Genomic DNA, 18111 nt, shown 5'->3' with positions numbered 1-18111 from the left:
GAGTATACCCTGATTATCTGTTTATTAAACCTCGATCACAACATACGAGTAGTTAATGGTCGATGGCAATTCGTGCCGCTTGTTATATATATGTAGCAATTCGCGTGAGAAGCCCAGAAAAGTTGATGATTCTGCGTGGCAACATTCGGGCAACAGGAATAGACTGAACTCCGCAAACTTACGGATGATGTATAAGGTTTTTTATGACACAACAGCCACAAGCCAAATATCGCCACGACTACCGTGCGCCGGATTACACGATTACCGATATCGATTTGACCTTTGACCTTGATGCCGCAAAAACCCTGGTCACAGCCATTAGCCAGATAACCCGCCAGGGTACAGCAGGTGCGCCATTGCGTCTTGATGGCGAAGACCTGACGCTGGTGTCTGTTGCTGTAAACGGTGCTGCCTGGGAAGATTACCGCCAGGAAGAGGGTGTATTGATTATCGAATCACTGCCAGACGCCTTCACCCTGACCATCGTTAATGAAATCAGCCCTGCGACCAATACCGCGCTGGAAGGGCTTTACCTTTCAGGCGACGCGCTTTGCACCCAGTGTGAAGCTGAAGGTTTCCGCCACATTACCTGGTATCTCGACCGACCAGACGTTCTGGCGCGCTTCACCACTAAAATCATTGCCGATAAAAAACAGTACCCATTCCTGCTATCTAACGGCAACCGTATTGCCGAAGGTGAACTGGAAAATGGTCGTCATTGGGTGCAATGGCAAGATCCGTTCCCAAAACCGTGTTACCTGTTTGCGCTGGTGGCGGGTGATTTCGACGTGCTGCGCGATACCTATAAAACACGTTCTGGCCGTGATGTTGCACTGGAGCTGTTTGTCGACCGTGGCAACCTGGATCGTGCAAGCTGGGCGATGACGTCGCTGAAAGCATCAATGAAATGGGATGAAACCCGCTTCGGCCTCGAGTATGACCTCGACATTTATATGATCGTCGCCGTCGACTTCTTCAACATGGGCGCCATGGAAAACAAAGGCCTGAACGTCTTTAACTCCAAATATGTGCTGGCGCGTGCAGAAACGGCGACCGATAAAGATTACCTCGATATTGAGCGCGTTATCGGCCACGAATACTTCCACAACTGGACCGGTAACCGTGTTACGTGCCGCGACTGGTTCCAGTTAAGCCTGAAAGAAGGACTGACTGTTTTCCGCGATCAAGAATTTAGCTCTGACCTGGGCTCACGTGCGGTAAACCGCATTCAAAACGTGCGCACCATGCGCGCAATGCAGTTTGCCGAAGACGCAAGCCCGATGGCGCACCCGATTCGCCCGGATAAAGTGATTGAAATGAACAACTTCTACACGCTGACCGTGTATGAGAAGGGTTCAGAAGTTATCCGTATGCTGCATACTTTGCTGGGCGAAACAAACTTCCAGAAAGGTATGCAACTTTACTTTGAACGTCATGACGGTAGTGCTGCAACCTGTGATGATTTCGTACAAGCGATGGAAGATGCGTCAAACGTTGACCTGTCCCATTTCCGCCGTTGGTATAGCCAGGCAGGCACGCCAGTCGTCACTGTGCGTGATGACTACGATCCGGAAAAAGAGCTCTATACGCTAACTATCAGTCAGACAACGCCGCCAACTGCTGAACAACAAGAAAAGCAGCCGTTACATATTCCGTTCGACATCGAACTGTATGACAACGAAGGCAAAGTCATTCCGCTGCAGAAAAATGGCCATCCGATTCACCACGTGCTGAATGTGACGCAGGCAGAGCAGACATTTGTCTTTGATAACGTTTATTTCCAGCCGGTTCCTTCCTTGCTGCGTGAGTTCTCGGCGCCAGTAAAACTGGAATACAAATGGAGCGACCAGCAACTGACGTTCCTGATGCGCCATGCTCGTAACGATTTCTCCCGTTGGGATGCCGCGCAAAGTCTGCTGGCGACCTACATTAAATTGAACGTAAATCGTTGCCAGCAAGGGCAGCCGCTTTCACTGCCGCTGCATGTGGCCGATGCCTTCCGCGCCATTTTGTTGGACGAGAAAATTGACCCGGCACTGGCGGCAGAAATTCTGACGCTGCCTTCACAAAACGAAATTGCCGAACTGTTCCAGATAATTGATCCACATGCGATCGCCGCTGTGCATGAAGCATTGATGCGCACTCTGGCAAACGAGCTGGCGGATGAATTCCTCGCGGTTTACAACGCCAATAAACTCGATACTTATCGTGTGGAACATGCTGATATTGGCAAACGAGCATTGCGTAATACTTGTCTGCGTTATCTGGCGTTTGGTGAGCAACAGTTAGCTGAACAATTGGTGCGCCATCAGTATCAAAGTGCCGATAACATGACCGATTCCATCGCGGCCTTGTCTGCAAGCGTCGCGGCACAATTGCCTTGCCGTGTAGAGCTGCTGGCGGCATTTGATGAGAAGTGGCATCAGGATGGCCTGGTGATGGACAAGTGGTTTGTATTGCAGGCCACAAGCCCTGCGGAAGGCACATTGAACACTGTGCGTGAATTACTGAACCACCGTTCGTTTAGCATGGGTAACCCGAACCGCGTGCGTTCGTTGATTGGCGCATTCGCGTCTGCTAACCCTTCTGCCTTCCATGCACCTGATGGCAGTGGTTATCAATTTATGGTGGAAATGCTCAGCGAGCTAAACCATCGTAACCCGCAGGTGGCGTCGCGCTTGATTGAGCCGTTAATTCGACTGAAACGTTATGATGCGAAACGTCAGGAAATGATGCGTGCGGCACTGGTTCAGCTGAAAGGATTGGAAAACCTGTCCGGGGATTTGTTCGAGAAAATCACTAAAGCGTTGGCTTAGGTTTTCATCGTTTTCCCCTCACCCTAACCCTCTCCCAAAGTGAGAGGGAACTGGATCGGTGTTCTCTTTCTCCCAAAGGGAGAGGGAGCTTGATTGGTTTTCTCCCTCTCCTGGGGGAGAGGGCCGGGTTGAGGGCTTCTAATGCTAACCGGTGCGCACCACGCGTGCCGGTTCCTCAACCACCTGCCGTTTCATCACACGTTCTAATACCTGCGCTTCCAGTTCAGCCAGCCGGACAGAGCCGAGCTTACGTGGGCGAGGCAGATCAATCGTCAGGTCGAGGCCAATCTTCCCTTCTTCAATCAATAAAACCCTGTCGGCCATGGCGACAGCTTCGCTGACATCGTGCGTCACCAGCAACACGGTAAAGCCGTGTTCTTGCCACAGAGAAACGATTAACTCCTGCATTTCGATACGCGTCAGGGCATCCAGCGCACCCAGCGGCTCATCAAGTAACAACAGACGTGGGCGGTGAATTAGAGCACGAGCCAGTGCCACACGCTGCTTTTGTCCACCCGAAAGTGCAGCAGGCCACTCGGTTGCACGGTTGGCAAGCCCAACGGACTCCAGTGCTTTGGTTGCCGCCTCTTTCCAGTTTCCTTTGAGCCCCAGCCCAACGTTATTAATGACGGATTTCCATGGCAACAAACGCGCATCCTGAAACATTAAGCGTGTTTCATCCTGACTTTCACGTAGCGGCGCATTTCCGGCAATCAGCGATCCGCCATTGGGATTCTCCAGCCCTGCAAGCAGACGCAACAACGTACTTTTCCCGCCGCCGCTGCGACCGACCACTGCGACAAACTGCCCTGCGGGAATGCGTAATTCCAGTTCATCCAGAATCGTTTTGTTGCCGTAGCGTTTGGTCACGTTGTTAAGGAGTAGGGGAGTCCCCTGATTTAAACGAGCGGTATTCATGCGTTCTCCTCCTGCAACTGATAAGCCGGGTGCCAGCGAAGCCAGACACGTTCGAGTAATTGCGCGCTGATATCAGCGAGTTTGCCGAGTAAGGCATAAAGAATGATGGCGACAACGACCACATCGGTTTGCAGGAATTCCCGCGCATTCATCGCCAGATAGCCAATCCCTGAGTTAGCTGAAATGGTTTCTGCCACAATTAAAGTCAGCCACATCAGACCGAGGGCGAAACGAATCCCGACCATAATAGAAGGCAGCGCGCCGGGCAAAATCACCTGAGCGAACAGGCTAAAACCGGATAAACCATAGCTGCGCGCCATCTCCAGCAAACCGGGGTCGATATTGCGGATACCGTGCCAGGTATTAATGTAAATCGGGAACAGGGTGCCGAGTGCCACAAGGAAAATCTTTGCTGACTCGTCGATGCCGAACCACAGAATCACCAGCGGGATCAGCGCCAAATGTGGGACGTTACGTAACATTTGAATTGAGCTATCCAACAAACGCTCTCCCCAACGGGAGAGCCCACTGATTAGCCCGAGAGTTAACCCCAGAGAGCCGCCGATACTGAAACCAATCACCGCACGCCACGAACTGATCGCCAGGTGCTGCCACAATTCGCCGCTGGATGAGAGGTTCCAGAATGCGACAACCACCCCTTCTGGCGAAGGGAGGATGCGATTAGAGAGCCAGCCTGCACTCGAAGAGAGTTGCCAGATTGCAATAATGGCAACCGGCAACGCCCACGGGGCAAGTCTCAACAACAATTTGTGCGTTGAAGGGGTCATTAGCGGCTCCTTAGCTTTGCGCGACTTTGCGTGGGATAAAGTCATTCGCCACCACTTCGCCTTTCTCATGAATCTGGCGTGGCTGTGGTATTTGTGGAATGGCGACATCAAGATGCGGGAACAGCAGTTCGCCGACGCGATAAGCCTCTTCCAGATGCGGATAACCGGAAAGAATAAAGCTGTCGATGCCCAATGCTGCGTATTCGTTAATGCGTTCTGCTACCGTGGGGCCATCACCCACTAACGCCGTTCCCGCACCGCCACGCACCAGACCTACGCCCGCCCACAGGTTCGGGCTGATTTCCAGGTTATCGCGTTTACCGCCGTGCAACGCCGCCATGCGGTGTTGGCCAACCGAGTCGGTGCGGGCAAAAGCGGCCTGCGCCTTGGCAATGGTTTCATCATCTAATTGGGATATCAGGCGATTAGCGGCGTCCCAGGCTTCTTCATTGGTTTCACGTACAATCACGTGCAAGCGAATACCGAAACGCACGGTGCGCCCGTGGGCTGCGGCTTTGGCACGAACCTGCTCGATTTTCTCTTTCACTAAATGCGGTGGTTCGCCCCAGGTGAGATAGAGATCAACCTGTTCGGCCGCCAGGTCCTGCGCCACATCTGACGAGCCGCCAAAGTAGAGGGGAGGACGCGGTTGCTGCACCGGCGGGAACAGCAGTTTCGCGCCTTTAACCTGAATGTGTTTACCTTCGTGATCCACCGTTTCGCCTTCCAGCAGGCGTCGCCAGATGTGAGTAAATTCAGCGGAGGCTTCGTAGCGTTCCTGATGATTCAGGAACACGCCGTCTGCGGCTAACTCTTCCGGGTCACTGCCTGTCACCAGATTAAACAAAGCGCGCCCGTTAGAAAGTCTGTCGAGCGTGGCAGCCTGGCGTGCAGCCACCGTGGGGGACGTCACGCTTGGGCGAAGTGCGACCAGGAATTTTAAGCGTTGGGTCACCGGAATCATGGATGCAGCAACCAGCCACGCGTCTTCGCATGAACGGCCCGTCGGGATCAGTACACCGGTAAAGCCCAGTCTGTCCGCCGCCTGAGCGATTTGTTGTAGGTAACCGTGGTCAACCGGGCGCGCTGCATCGTTACTACCCAAATAGTGGCCATCGCCGTGGGTAGGTAAAAACCAGAATAGATTCAAACTCATAACTTATCTCCTAATACCCGTCATACTTCAAGTTGCCTCTTTGTTGGCTGCGTTCACTTACCCGAATCACTTAGTTAACTAAGTGATTCGGGATGCGCTCTCTTGCCGCCGCGATGCAACTCGAATTATTTAGGGTATGGTTTTAGTGGAAGTGGGTTGCCAAATACGGGTGCGAATATCGACTTTTTTAGGCACTAAATGGTTGTCATAAAACAGGTCAGCGGTTTGCTGTTGTTTGGCAGCCGTTTCTGCACTGACTGGGGTAATCACTGTCGGTGGACGGTGGTCGAAATAGGTGGCAATAACGTTTTCAGGCAGCCCCATGGTTTTTGCCAGTAGCGCAACGCTTGTTTCACGCTGGCTTCGGGTTAACGCATCAGCACCGCTAAATGTTTTGAGAACGTGTTGCAAGAACGGGCCATTTTTCTCAGCGTAAGGGCGCGAGGCGAGATAGAACGAACCGGTTTGAACTAATTCACTGCCGTCGGTTAATACGCGAACGCCGCCGTTTAACAAGACTGCGGAGTAGTACGGGTCCCAAATTGCCCAGGCATCAACATTGCCTTGCTGGAATGCAGCACGCGCATCAGCAGGGGTTAAATAGGCGGCCTGGACATCGGTAAATTTCAGCCCGGCTTTTTGTAATGCGCGCAGGACGAGGTTGTGAGAACTGGAGCCTTTCTGGAAAGCAATTTTATGCCCTTTAAGATCAGCCACGGTTTTCAGTGGGCTGTTCTCCGGCACTAAAATGACTTCGGCTTTAGGTTTCGGCGGCTCTGAACCGACATAAACCAGATCCGCACCCGCCGCCTGAGCGAAGATTGGCGGAATATCGCCGGTACTGCCGAGATCAATACTGCCAATATTCAGCGCTTCCAGCATTTGCGGGCCTGCGGGGAATTCAATCCACTGAAACTTAGTTTGCGGATACTCTTTTTCCAGAAGCTGGTGGCTTTTTGCCAGCACCATACTGACCGACCCTTTTTGATAACCGATGCGCAGTTGCTCTGGTCCGGTTTCTGCGGCGTGGATCGTGGCGCTAATACTTAGTGCGCCTGTTAGCATCAGCCAGGGAGCGGTACGTTTTAACAGATTAAACATGAGCAACTCCCTGAGTTTTAAACGGAGAAGAGACGATAAAGTCCCGGCGATGCAGCGCCTGCCAGAAGGTCTCCAGTGCGCCATCTAAGCGTTGTTGTAAATTGTTAGAGAACACGGGCTTGTGCTGGTAATCGGCTATTTGGCTGTCATCCGCAAATACGCCATGCAGGATTTCTTGTGCTTTCAGCGCATTAAGTACGGGCTTCAGGGCGTAATCGACCGCCAGCATATGTGCGACTGTTCCGCCGGTAGCCAATGGCAGGACGACTTTCTTATCCAGTGCACGTTCAGGCAACAGGTCGAGCAGCGTTTTCAGTGCGCCAGAAAATGAAGCCTTATAAACAGGTGTTGCGATAATGACGCCATCGGCCTGCTGCAATTGTTCGTTTAACGCCAGCAGCGCGGGGCTATCAAATCGGGCGTAGAGCAAATCTTCAGGCGCGAAATTCTGTAGATGCCAGTGACACACCTCGATATCCAAAGCGCTTAATTTTTCGCGAGCATATTCCAGCAGCGCACTGGAACGAGAGGGGAAGCGCGGGCTTCCAGCCAGGGTTATCACACGCATATTGTTTCCTTATAACTAAATGTTTGCTTTTAGGTAACATTGATAACAATTGAGTGTGATATTCGCGCAGAAGTGTTATTCCACTAAATGATTTATTTAGGATTGGAATGCTAAAAAATGAATAACAAGCAGGAGGGAGGAAAACGTTTGCGCTGATTCGGCCTTTTTTGTTGCAGGTCAATTCCATTCAGTGACGTTATCGTTAATAATACTGCCCCAGTTTGCATACTGGGAATTCTGGAGTGTTCATGTACTACCCCTTCGTTCGTAAAGCCCTTTTCAAGCTCGATCCAGAGCGCGCTCATGAAGTGACATTTCAGCAATTGCGTCGTGTAACAGGTACACCACTCGAATGGCTGGTGCGGCAAAATGTGCCCTCTAAACCTGTGACCTGCATGGGTCTGACGTTTAAGAATCCTTTAGGGCTTGCAGCCGGGCTGGATAAAAATGGTGAGTGTATTGATGCACTGGGCGCCATGGGCTTTGGCTCCATTGAAATTGGTACCGTAACGCCTCGTCCACAACCAGGAAACGATAAGCCGCGAATCTTCCGTCTGGTAGAAGCAGAAGGTTTGATCAACCGCATGGGCTTCAATAATCTGGGTGTAGATAACCTGGTTGAGAACGTCAAAAAATCCCATTTTGATGGGGTGCTGGGTATCAATATTGGCAAGAATAAAGACACTCCAGTTGAGCAAGGTAAAGACGACTATTTGATCTGCATGGATAAAATTTATCCTTATGCCGGTTATATCGCGATCAATATTTCCTCGCCAAATACCCCTGGATTACGCACATTGCAATACGGTGAAGCGTTAGATGATCTGTTAGTTGCGATTAAAAATAAGCAGCAAACGCTTCAGGAATTGCACCATAAATATGTGCCAGTTGCGGTGAAGATCGCGCCGGATCTTTCTGAAGAAGAATTGATCCAGGTTGCCGATAGTTTAGTTCGTCATAATATTGACGGGGTCATTGCGACCAATACAACTTTGGATCGTAGCCTGGTTCAGGGGATGAAATATTGCGATGAAATGGGGGGATTAAGTGGCCGCCCAGTGCAACTGAAGAGTACAGAAATTATTCGCCGACTGTCGCAAGAATTAAATGGTCGTTTACCGATTATTGGTGTCGGCGGTATTGATTCGGTGATTGCTGCTCGCGAGAAGATGGCAGCGGGTGCCTCACTGGTTCAAATATATTCTGGTTTCATATTTAAAGGCCCACCTTTGATAAAAGAAATCGTCTCAGGAATCTAGTTCTCACATTTTACCTTTCAGACAACCGGGGCTTTATTTTCAGCCCTGGTTGTTTTATATTTCACCACTGTTGCTAAATTATACATATTGGTCTTTTATTAATATGGTCTTTAACGAAGCGGCGATAAGGATTTTTTATATCGTGGGAATAAACGAAAGGGCAAATAGTTATGCGGATAAAACCGGACGATAATTGGCGTTGGTATTTTGATGAAGAGCATGATCGTATGATGCTCGATTTAGCCAATGGCATGCTATTCCGTTCACGTTTCCCTCGTAAAATGCTCACCCCAGATGCCTTTGAAAACACAGGTTTTTGTGTCGATGATGCAGCTCTATTCTTCTCCTTTGAAGAGAAATGCCGCGACCTGATATTAAGTAAAGAACAGCGTGCTGAGCTGGTATTAAATGCGCTGGTTGCGATTCGTTATCTCAAGCCGCAAATGCCAAAAAGCTGGCATTTCGTCTCCCATGGAGAGTGCTGGCAGCCTGGCCCTGGCGATTCTGCTTGTGTCTGGTTGAGTGATGATATGCAGCAGGTTAACTTGCTGGTGGTTGAAACCGGTGATAATGCTGCACTGTGTTTGCTGGCACAACCGGGTTTACAACTTGCAGGCCGTACTATGCAACTTGGGGATGCCATTAAAGTGATGAACGACAGGTTAAGGCCGCAACCCGTAGGCGACGACCTCAGTCTAGATAAAGCGGTCTAAACTTCTTCGAGCTTTACATCTCCGGCCGGAATACAGCTGCAACACAAGATTGTCCCATCATCGTTGATAGCGCTTTTCTTCAACGCTTTGACTTCCCCACTGACTAAGGTAATTCGACAACTACCGCAGATCCCGGCCCGGCAAGAGTAGGGGACACGGATGCCTTGTTGTTCAAGCTGTTCCAGCAGTATTTGCTGGTTGTTACCGCGAAATTGTTGACCCTGCCAGTTAATCTCAACCGTACTTTCAGGCTGTGCTTCAGGTTCAATGCTCTGCGTAACCTGGCCCGCGCCATAAACCCTCGCTGGTTTGCTGGCTAATACTTCGAGTTCATCACCGACGCGAATCACGCCGCTGTTGCGGGCAATCAAATTCTGCCCGAAGTCGACATCACCATTATCAAGCGCTGTGCGGAAACTTTGCAGTGTGGCTAACGGTTCACCTGAAGGATGTTTGCGGCCCTTTTCTGGGCTGACGGTCGTGAAAATACAACGGCTGCAAGGTTTGGCGACATCAAACGTCACGCCGCCAATCCGCACCACTTGCCAGGTGTCTTCTGCCCAGGCTTGTGCGCCTGTCACGACAATATTCGGGCGAAACTGCGTCATTTTCACGCTTGCCGGGCAACGGTTTTGCAGATCACGCAATGAGGCTTCGTTGGCCAGCAAGAAGGGGAAACCATCGGCAAACGATAATGGCACTTCTTCATGACGTTTCACTCGGCGGGTTAATGTTTCACCCAGCCAGCGCAATTGCACTGGCCGCGAAAAGAAGCCGCTTAACCACTGGTTGATTTCATCTGGTGCTATCTGCGCGGTGAAATGATTTCCCCAGACTTCAGTCGGCTCGGATTCAGATTGAAAATCGGCGAAGCGCACGGTGGCAGAACTGCCGTCCGGTGCGCTCAGAAACAAACCATCGTGAATGATGGCGGGAGTAAACAGCACCATCTGCGGATATTGGCGTGCGGTAATAAAAGTGCCGTCAGGTTCCGTTACCATAAAAATGCGATCAAAGGCTAAACCGCTGGTGGTGGCTTGTGCATGAGAAAGCGCCAACCCACGCATCGATTTCACCGGGTGGATATAAAGTTGGGATAAGGTGATCATCGCATTCCCTTGGCAGAAATAAATAGGCAATAAAGGAAGCCAACTTTATGACATGCGTGGCGGATTGGCTATAATGCGCCACAATTTTCTTTTAACACCTGATTAAGTGACGATATGAATTCTCTGTTTGCCAGTACGGCGCGTGGGCTTGAAGAGCTATTAAAAACTGAACTGGAGGGCCTTGGTGCGCAAGCATGCCAGGTGGTTCAGGGCGGCGTACATTACCAGGGGGACTCACGTCTGCTCTATCAAAGCCTGATGTGGAGCCGCCTTGCGTCCCGCATTCTGCTGCCATTAAACGAATGCAAAGTGTATAGCGATCTTGATTTGTACCTTGGAGTACAAACCATCGACTGGCCTGCGCTATTTGGCCCAGATGCCACCTTCGCAGTGCACTTCAGCGGCCTGAACGACGTTATTCGTAACAGCCAGTACGGCGCATTAAAAGTGAAGGACGCGATTGTTGACTCCTTCACCCGTAAAAATCTGCCACGTCCGAACGTCGATAAAGAACAGACGGATCTGCGCATTAACGTCTGGCTGAATAAAGACACCGCCAGCATTGCGCTGGATTTAAGTGGTGATGGCCTGCATCAGCGTGGCTACCGTGACAGCACCGGTGCGGCTCCGATTAAAGAAACTCTGGCATCCGCTATTGTGATGCGTTCAGGCTGGCAGCCGGGTACACCGCTGCTCGATCCAATGTGTGGCTCTGGTACGCTGCTGATTGAAGCCGCGATGATCGCAACCGATCGCGCACCGGGTCTGCATCGCAAGCATTGGGGGTTCCTCGGCTGGGCGAACCACGATGTGGAATTGTGGAAAGAAATCACCACCGAAGCGCAGGTTCGTGCCCGTAAAGGCCTCGGCGAATATACCTCTCGTTTCTATGGCTCAGATAATGATTCACGCGTTATCGAACGCGCTCGCGCCAACACCCGCCGTGCGGGCCTGGCTGATATCATCAGTTACGAAGTGAAAGACGTTGCTAAACTGAGCAATCCTCTGCCGGAAGGGCCAGTGGGAACGGTGATTAGCAACCCGCCTTACGGTGAGCGTCTTGACAGTGAGCCTGCGCTGATTGCATTACACAGCCTGTTAGGCCGCAACATGAAAAATCATTTCGGCGGCTGGAATCTGTCACTGTTTAGCGCCTCGCCAGATCTGCTCAGTTGCCTGCAACTGCGCGCAGAACGCCAGTTTAAAGCGAAGAACGGCCCGCTGGATTGCGTGCAGAAAAACTACCAGTTGTCAGAAACCAGCACCGGCGCGGCATCTGGCCAAATTGCTGACGATTACGCGAACCGTCTGCGCAAAAATATCAAAAAGCTCGACAAATGGGCGCGTCAGGAAGGCATCGAATGCTACCGAATTTACGACGCGGATCTGCCGGAATATAACGTTGCCGTTGACCGTTATGGCGAATGGGTCGTGGTGCAGGAATACGCACCGCCAAAAACGGTTGATGCCAACAAAGCGCGTCAGCGTCTGTTTGACGTGATTGCTGCAACGCTGTCTGTTCTTGAATTACCGTCCAACCGGCTGATTCTGAAAACCCGTGAACGCCAGAAGGGCAAAAGCCAGTATCAGAAAATGGATGAGAAAGGCGACTTCATGGAAGTGAGCGAATATAACGCTCGTCTGTGGGTTAACCTGACGGATTATCTGGATACCGGTTTGTTCCTCGATCACCGTATTGCGCGCCATATGCTGGGCAAAATGAGCAAAGGGAAGGACTTCCTTAACCTGTTTGCTTATACCGGCACTGCGACGGTTCACGCAGGTTTAGGTGGTGCAAAAACCACGACCACCGTCGATATGTCTCGTACTTATCTGGAGTGGGCTGAACGTAACCTGCGCCTTAATGGCTTGAGTGGCCGCGCTCACCGTCTGATTCAGGCGGACTGCCTGGGTTGGTTGCGTGAAACGGATGAACAGTTTGATCTGATTTTTATCGATCCACCGACGTTCTCGAACTCAAAACGTATGGAAGAATCTTTTGATGTCCAGCGCGACCATCTGTTGCTGATGAAAGACCTGAAGCGCTTGCTGCGCCAGGGCGGCACCATTATGTTCTCCAACAATAAACGTGGCTTTAAAATGGACTTTGACGGGCTGGATAAATTGGGTTTGAACGCTCAGGAAATCACTCAGAAAACCCAGTCGCAAGACTTTGCCCGTAATCGCCAAATTCATAACTGCTGGCTCGTAACTCACGTAGCCAAGGATTAATTGTCATGTCATTGATTAGTATGCACGGTGCCTGGTTGTCCTTTAGTGACGCACCGTTATTAGATAACACTGAACTCCACATTGAAGAAAACGAACGCGTTTGTCTGGTAGGTCGTAACGGTGCGGGTAAATCCACGCTGATGAAGATCCTGAATCGTGAAATCCCATTGGATGATGGGCGCATGATTTATGAACAAGACTTGATCGTGGCGCGTTTACAGCAAGATCCTCCGCGTAATGTTGCGGGAACCGTTTACGATTTCGTTGCTGAAGGCGTTGAAGAACAGGCTGAACATCTCAAGGCGTATCACGATATTTCTCATAAAGTGATGACTGACCCGAGCGAGAAAAATCTCAACGAGATGGCGCGTATTCAGGAAATTCTGGATAACCAGAATCTCTGGCAACTGGAAAGCCGTATCAATGAAGTGCTGCTACAACTCGGCCTGGATGCGGATACCGAACTGTCAGCATTGTCAGGTGGCTGGTTGCGTAAAGCGGCACTTGGGCGTGCATTGGTAAGTTCCCCGCGCGTATTGCTGCTTGATGAACCGACGAACCACCTGGATATTGAAGCGATTGACTGGCTGGAAGGCTTCCTGAAAGAGTTCCAGGGCAGCATCGTATTTATTTCCCATGACCGTTCATTCATCCGCAATATGGCAACCCGTATTGTCGATCTTGATCGTGGAAAACTGGTTTCTTACCCTGGCGATTACGATCAGTATTTGCTGGCGAAAGAAGAAGCGTTGCGCGTTGAAGATCTGCAAAATGCCGAGTTCGATCGCAAACTTGCGCAGGAAGAAGTCTGGATTCGCCAGGGCATTAAAGCCCGTCGTACCCGTAACGAAGGTCGTGTCCGTGCGTTAAAAGCCATGCGTAACGAACGTAGTGCGCGTCGCGAAGTGTTGGGCAGCGCTAAAATGCAGGTCGAAGAAGCGGCGCGTTCAGGCAAAATCGTCTTTGAAATGGAAGACGTTTGCTACTCCATTGGCGAACGTGCGCTGGTGAAAGACTTCTCGGCCCAGGTTCAACGCAGCGATAAAATCGCGCTGGTGGGGCCAAACGGCTGCGGTAAAACGACGCTGCTGAAACTGATGCTCGACCAATTGCAGGCTGATAGCGGCCGTGTGCATTGCGGTACTAAACTGGAAGTCGCGTACTTCGACCAGCACCGTGCTGAGCTGGATCCGGATCGTACCGTGATGGACAACCTCGCGGAAGGTAAACAAGAAGTGATGGTGAACGGTAAGCCGCGCCATGTTCTGGGTTATTTGCAGGACTTCTTGTTCCATCCAAAGCGTGCGATGACGCCAGTTCGTGCATTATCAGGGGGGGAGCGTAACCGTCTGTTGCTGGCTCGCTTATTCCTGAAACCAAGTAACTTGTTGATTCTCGATGAACCAACAAACGACCTGGATGTCGAAACGCTTGAATTGCTGGAAGAGCTGATTGATGGTTATCAGGGTACTGTAATGTTGGTGAGCCACGATCGTCAATTTGTCGATAACACCGTTACCGAATGCTGGATTTTCGAAGGTGAGGGCAAAATTGGTCGCTACGTTGGTGGCTACCATGATGCTAAAGGCCAACAGGCTTCTGCTCAATCTTTGCGCCAGTCTGTAGCAGATAAAGCTCAAAACACCACTGCAGCTAAAGCTGAAGTTGTTAAACGTGCAAGCAGCAAGCTAAGCTATAACTTGCAACGCGAATTAGAGCAATTGCCGCAACGTCTTGAGCAGCTTGAGACCGAGCTGGAAGCGCTACAAGCGAAAGTCGGCGACGCAGAGTTTTTCAACCAACCGCATGATGTCACGCAAAAAACCTTGGGCGACCTGTCTGCAGCTGAGAAAGCATTGGAAGATGCTTTTGAGCGCTGGGAATATCTTGAAGCTCTGAAAAACGGCGCATAACGCAAGGAGACACGATATGTGTGCCACGCATCACCATCGTTCACACATATTGTGTTCACAATGTGACTTACTGGTCGCTCTACCAGTATTAGAAGACGGCCAAAAGGCCGTCTGTCCTCGTTGCGCCACCACGCTATTAACCCAGTGGGCGTCGCCGCGACAACGGCCTACAGCTTATTCGGTGGCAGCCCTGTTTATGCTGGTGCTCGCCAATCTTTTTCCTTTCATCAGTATGAACGTCGCGGGTATTAACAGCGAAGTTTCACTGCTTGAAATACCAGGCGTTCTCTTTAACGAAGATTACGCAAGTCTGGGAACCTTTTTCATCGCCTTTGTGCAAGTGGTGCCGGCCTTCTGTTTAATCACAATTTTGTTGTTGGTTAACCGGGCTAAATTGCCGCTATCGCTCAAAAAGCGCCTTGCTCGTATTCTGTTTCAGTTAAAGTCCTGGGGCATGGCCGAGATCTTCCTTGCCGGGATACTGGTGAGTTTCGTCAAACTGATGGCGTATGGCGATCTTGGTGTCGGCAGTAGCTTTATTCCGTGGTGTTTATTCTGTGTGCTGCAGTTACGGGCCTTCCAGTGTGTGGACAGACGTTGGCTTTGGGATGATATTGCCCCTGAACCAGTTATAGATGCACCGCTTAAAGTTGGAGTGCCGGGGATTCGTCAAGGGCTGCGCTCTTGTTCGTGCTGCACGGCAATCGTGCCGGAAGCTCAGGAAATCTGCCCGCGTTGCGAAACGAAAGGATACATCCGTCGCCGCCATAGTCTGCAATGGACGCTCGCTCTGTTGCTGACTTCAATTATGCTTTATCTGCCTGCGAACATATTACCCATCATGATAACCGAAGTTCTGGGAAGTCCAATTCCCTCGACGATTATTGCCGGGGTTATCTTGTTGTGGAGTGAAGGATCTTATCCAGTGGCTGGGGTGATATTCATCGCCAGTATCATGGTCCCAACGCTAAAAATGTTGGCGATCGCGTGGTTGTGTTGGGATGCAAAGGGTCACGGTCGTCGTGACAGTGAAAGGATGCATTTGATCTACGAGGTCGTCGAGTTTGTTGGACGATGGTCGATGATCGATGTATTCGTGATTGCCGTTTTATCGGCGCTGGTGCGGATGGGGGGATTGATGAGTATCTACCCGGCAATTGGCGCCGTTATGTTTGCATTAGTAGTTATTTTGACAATGTTTGCGGCGATGACCTTTGACCCTCGCTTGTCCTGGGATCGCGCACCTGATTCAACTCATGAGGAGTCGTCTGAGCATGGAAAATAAAAGCGGGGAAGCAAAAGTAGCAAAGGTTAAAAACTGGTCCCCAGTTTGGATTTTCCCTATTGTTACGCTGCTCATTGGCGCGTGGATTTTATTCTACCACTATAGTCATCAGGGCCCTGAAGTAACGCTAATCACCACCAATGCTGAAGGTATTGAAGGCGGGAAAACCACCATCAAAAGCCGTAGCGTTAATGTGGGTGTTGTGGAACGTGCGGTGTTGTCTGATGACTTGCTGCATGTCGAAATTACAGCCCGTCTGAATTCCGGCATGGAAAAGCTGCTGCATAAAGATTCGGTTTTTTGGGTCGTGAAACCGCAGGTCGGGCGTGAAGGTATTTCCGGGCTTGGAACGTTGCTCTCCGGTGCTTATATCGAACTGCAACCGGGAAAAAAAGGCTCGAAACAAGGGAAGTATGATTTGCTGGATTCCCCTCCGTTGGCTCCGCCTGACGCGAAAGGGATCCGTATTACCCTCGACAGTAATAAGGCAGGGCAGCTCTCTCCTGGCGACCCGGTCCTGTTCCGTGGTTATCGGGTAGGTTCGGTTGAAACCAGTAATTTCGATCCGGCCAAACGTAGCATCAGTTATCAACTGTTTATCGCTGCGCCAAACGATCGCCTGGTAACCAGCAACGTGCGTTTCTGGAAGGACAGTGGCATCGCAGTGGATTTATCCTCCCAGGGTATGCGTGTCGAAATGGGATCGCTTACGACGCTGTTTAGTGGCGGCGTGAGTTTTGATATCCCGGAAGGGTGGGATCTCGGTAAGCCAGCACTACCTGGCAGCGAATATCGACTGTTTGACGATCAGAAAAGTATTCAGGATTCCCTCTATACCGATCACATTGATTACCTGATGTTCTTCAAAGATTCTGTACGTGGCTTGCAGCCTGGGGCTCCGGTTGAATTCCGCGGCATTCGCCTCGGCACGGTCGCTCAGGTGCCATTCTTTACAGCGGAAATGCGTCAGAAAATTAATGATGACTTCCGTATTCCGGTGCTGATTCGTCTTGAACCTGAACGCTTGCAGAATCTTGTAGGTGATGACATTCGGATTCAGGACAACATGGAATCGCTGATTAAACGCGGTTTGCGGGCGTCAATGAAGACCGGCAGTCTGGTGACCGGTGCTCTGTTTATCGATCTTGATTTCAACCCTAAAGCACCGCCGGTAACTGATTTGCCGACCTTTGGGGGTTACCCGATCATTCCAACGATGAGTGGTGGTTTGGCGCAAATCCAACAACGTTTGCTGGAGACTCTGGATAAGATTAACAACTTGCCATTGAATCCAATGATTCAGGAGACAACCAATTCGCTTGCTGAAAGCCAACGCACCATGAAGCGCTTGCAGCAGACGCTGGATAATCTGAATAAGATTACGTCGAATAAATCTATGCAGTCGTTGCCAGAGGATATGCAAACAACATTGCGTGAGCTCAATCGTAGCATGCAGGGCTTCCAGCCTGGCTCAGCGGCGTACAACAAGATGGTTGCCGATATGCAGCGACTTGATCAAGTTCTGCGCGAGTTGCAGCCTGTCCTGCGCACGTTGAACGATAAGAGCAATTCGCTGATCTTTGAAGCGAAGGATAAAAAAGATCCCCAGCCGAAGAGGGCACAATAATGAAAAAATGGCTTCCGATAATTGCTGCTTTGGTTTTAACGGCTTGTAGCAGCACCGATAATGGAAAAACGTATTACCAGCTGCCTCAAAGCTCCGTGCCTGCTATGCAGGCTGTGAGCCAGCCTGGAACCCATTTATTATGGGTAGAGCAGGTTGCGGTTCCTGATTACCTCGCCGGAAACGGCGTGGTTTATCAAACCAGTGATGTGCAATACGTCATTGCCAACAATAATTTGTGGGCGAGCCCATTGGATCAGCAACTGCGCAATACCCTGGTGAGCAATTTAAGTAGCGCGCTGCCGGGTTGGGTGGTGGCATCACAGCCGCTTGGCAGTGTTCAGGATACGCTGAGTGTTAACGTGACGGGTTTCCATGGACGCTACGACGGGAAAGTGATTGTGAGCGGTGAATGGCTGCTCAATCATCAGGGGCAACTGATAAAGCGACCGTTCCATGTTGAGTTGAAGCAGGAAGCCGATGGTTATGATGCGATGGTGAAATCATTAGCTCAGGCCTGGCAGCAAGAGTCCCAAAGCATTGCCAGCCAGCTAACCCGCTTTAATTAATCCGTTCAATAGCACAAAAAAGCTGCGTCATTCGCAATCAAGCGAAGCGCAGCTTTTCTT

14 protein-coding genes are annotated in these 18111 nt (G+C 50.8%); 8 read left to right on the top strand and 6 right to left on the bottom strand.

The window, feature by feature from the left end:
- The first annotated feature begins 203 nt into the window (after positions 1-203).
- On the top strand, positions 204-2816 hold the full coding sequence (gene pepN, locus BSPA111_RS20845; protein WP_183273047.1) for an aminopeptidase N: 2613 nt from the start codon (positions 204-206) through the stop codon (positions 2814-2816).
- Between the two features lie 144 nt (positions 2817-2960).
- Here pepN and ssuB read toward each other — a convergent pair whose 3' ends face one another.
- From ssuB to ssuE, 5 genes are all read right to left on the bottom strand, one after another.
- Positions 2961-3734 (bottom strand): aliphatic sulfonates ABC transporter ATP-binding protein, encoded by a 774-nt coding sequence (gene ssuB / locus BSPA111_RS20840; protein WP_183273046.1) that lies wholly within the window; start codon positions 3732-3734, stop codon positions 2961-2963.
- Entirely contained in the window at positions 3731-4522 is a 792-nt protein-coding gene (gene ssuC / locus BSPA111_RS20835; protein WP_183273045.1) for an aliphatic sulfonate ABC transporter permease SsuC, read from the bottom strand. The genes ssuB and ssuC overlap by 4 nt, the downstream gene beginning before the upstream one ends.
- Before the next feature lie 10 nt (positions 4523-4532).
- On the bottom strand, positions 4533-5678 hold the full coding sequence (gene ssuD, locus BSPA111_RS20830) for an FMNH2-dependent alkanesulfonate monooxygenase (protein WP_183273044.1): 1146 nt from the start codon (positions 5676-5678) through the stop codon (positions 4533-4535).
- Between the two features lie 129 nt (positions 5679-5807).
- Entirely contained in the window at positions 5808-6779 is a 972-nt protein-coding gene (locus BSPA111_RS20825; protein ID WP_183273043.1) for a sulfonate ABC transporter substrate-binding protein, read from the bottom strand.
- Complete coding sequence (gene ssuE / locus BSPA111_RS20820; RefSeq protein ID WP_183273042.1) at positions 6772-7347, bottom strand: NADPH-dependent FMN reductase; 576 nt, start codon at positions 7345-7347, stop codon at positions 6772-6774. Before ssuE ends, BSPA111_RS20825 begins: the two co-directional genes overlap by 8 nt.
- A gap of 248 nt (positions 7348-7595) precedes the next feature.
- Here ssuE and pyrD point away from each other — a divergent pair, with 248 nt between their 5' ends.
- Both pyrD and zapC read left to right on the top strand, forming a co-directional pair.
- A complete protein-coding gene (gene pyrD, locus BSPA111_RS20815) occupies positions 7596-8606 on the top strand; it encodes a quinone-dependent dihydroorotate dehydrogenase (RefSeq protein ID WP_183273041.1) in 1011 nt (336 codons plus the stop codon).
- Positions 8607-8776: 170 nt separating this feature from the next.
- The gene (gene zapC / locus BSPA111_RS20810) at positions 8777-9319 is read left to right on the top strand and encodes a cell division protein ZapC (RefSeq protein WP_183273040.1); all 543 of its coding nucleotides are present in this window, start codon (positions 8777-8779) and stop codon (positions 9317-9319) included.
- Here the strand turns inward: zapC and BSPA111_RS20805 are convergent.
- On the bottom strand, positions 9316-10428 hold the full coding sequence (locus BSPA111_RS20805; RefSeq protein WP_183273039.1) for a YcbX family protein: 1113 nt from the start codon (positions 10426-10428) through the stop codon (positions 9316-9318). The genes zapC and BSPA111_RS20805 overlap by 4 nt on opposite strands.
- A 114-nt stretch (positions 10429-10542) precedes the next feature.
- Between BSPA111_RS20805 and rlmKL the strand changes: the two genes are divergently transcribed.
- Genes rlmKL through pqiC form a run of 5 tightly spaced genes read left to right on the top strand, consistent with a single transcriptional unit; the run spans position 10543 to position 18051 of the window.
- Positions 10543-12660, top strand: coding sequence for a bifunctional 23S rRNA (guanine(2069)-N(7))-methyltransferase RlmK/23S rRNA (guanine(2445)-N(2))-methyltransferase RlmL (rlmKL, locus tag BSPA111_RS20800; protein WP_183273038.1), 2118 nt, complete (start codon positions 10543-10545; stop codon positions 12658-12660).
- Between the two features lie 5 nt (positions 12661-12665).
- Positions 12666-14573, top strand: coding sequence for an ABC transporter ATP-binding protein (locus BSPA111_RS20795; RefSeq protein WP_183273037.1), 1908 nt, complete (start codon positions 12666-12668; stop codon positions 14571-14573).
- A gap of 16 nt (positions 14574-14589) precedes the next feature.
- A complete protein-coding gene (pqiA, locus tag BSPA111_RS20790; RefSeq protein ID WP_183273036.1) occupies positions 14590-15858 on the top strand; it encodes a membrane integrity-associated transporter subunit PqiA in 1269 nt (422 codons plus the stop codon).
- Complete coding sequence (gene pqiB / locus BSPA111_RS20785) at positions 15848-17485, top strand: intermembrane transport protein PqiB (protein WP_183273035.1); 1638 nt, start codon at positions 15848-15850, stop codon at positions 17483-17485. The genes pqiA and pqiB overlap by 11 nt, the downstream gene beginning before the upstream one ends.
- A complete protein-coding gene (gene pqiC / locus BSPA111_RS20780; RefSeq protein ID WP_183273034.1) occupies positions 17485-18051 on the top strand; it encodes a membrane integrity-associated transporter subunit PqiC in 567 nt (188 codons plus the stop codon). The genes pqiB and pqiC overlap by 1 nt, the downstream gene beginning before the upstream one ends.
- Positions 18052-18111 lie beyond the last annotated feature (60 nt).

Source organism: Buttiauxella sp. A111 (genome assembly GCF_014189855.1).
Classification (GTDB): Bacteria; Pseudomonadota; Gammaproteobacteria; order Enterobacterales; family Enterobacteriaceae; genus Buttiauxella; species Buttiauxella selenatireducens.
The sequence above is the reverse complement of the archived record's forward strand: the minus strand, read 5'-3'. Positions and strand labels throughout refer to the sequence as shown.

Coding starts and splice junctions, on each gene's coding strand:
- pqiC (WP_183273034.1), top strand. CDS start 17,485: ATGAAAAAATGGCTTCCGATAATTGCTGCTTTGGTTTTAACGGCTTGT.
- zapC (WP_183273040.1), top strand. CDS start 8,777: ATGCGGATAAAACCGGACGATAATTGGCGTTGGTATTTTGATGAAGAG.
- pyrD (WP_183273041.1), top strand. CDS start 7,596: ATGTACTACCCCTTCGTTCGTAAAGCCCTTTTCAAGCTCGATCCAGAG.
- ssuD (WP_183273044.1), bottom strand. CDS start 5,678: ATGAGTTTGAATCTATTCTGGTTTTTACCTACCCACGGCGATGGCCAC.
- ssuC (WP_183273045.1), bottom strand. CDS start 4,522: ATGACCCCTTCAACGCACAAATTGTTGTTGAGACTTGCCCCGTGGGCG.
- rlmKL (WP_183273038.1), top strand. CDS start 10,543: ATGAATTCTCTGTTTGCCAGTACGGCGCGTGGGCTTGAAGAGCTATTA.
- pepN (WP_183273047.1), top strand. CDS start 204: ATGACACAACAGCCACAAGCCAAATATCGCCACGACTACCGTGCGCCG.
- BSPA111_RS20805 (WP_183273039.1), bottom strand. CDS start 10,428: ATGATCACCTTATCCCAACTTTATATCCACCCGGTGAAATCGATGCGT.
- BSPA111_RS20825 (WP_183273043.1), bottom strand. CDS start 6,779: ATGTTTAATCTGTTAAAACGTACCGCTCCCTGGCTGATGCTAACAGGC.
- ssuE (WP_183273042.1), bottom strand. CDS start 7,347: ATGCGTGTGATAACCCTGGCTGGAAGCCCGCGCTTCCCCTCTCGTTCC.
- BSPA111_RS20795 (WP_183273037.1), top strand. CDS start 12,666: ATGTCATTGATTAGTATGCACGGTGCCTGGTTGTCCTTTAGTGACGCA.
- ssuB (WP_183273046.1), bottom strand. CDS start 3,734: ATGAATACCGCTCGTTTAAATCAGGGGACTCCCCTACTCCTTAACAAC.
- pqiA (WP_183273036.1), top strand. CDS start 14,590: ATGTGTGCCACGCATCACCATCGTTCACACATATTGTGTTCACAATGT.
- pqiB (WP_183273035.1), top strand. CDS start 15,848: ATGGAAAATAAAAGCGGGGAAGCAAAAGTAGCAAAGGTTAAAAACTGG.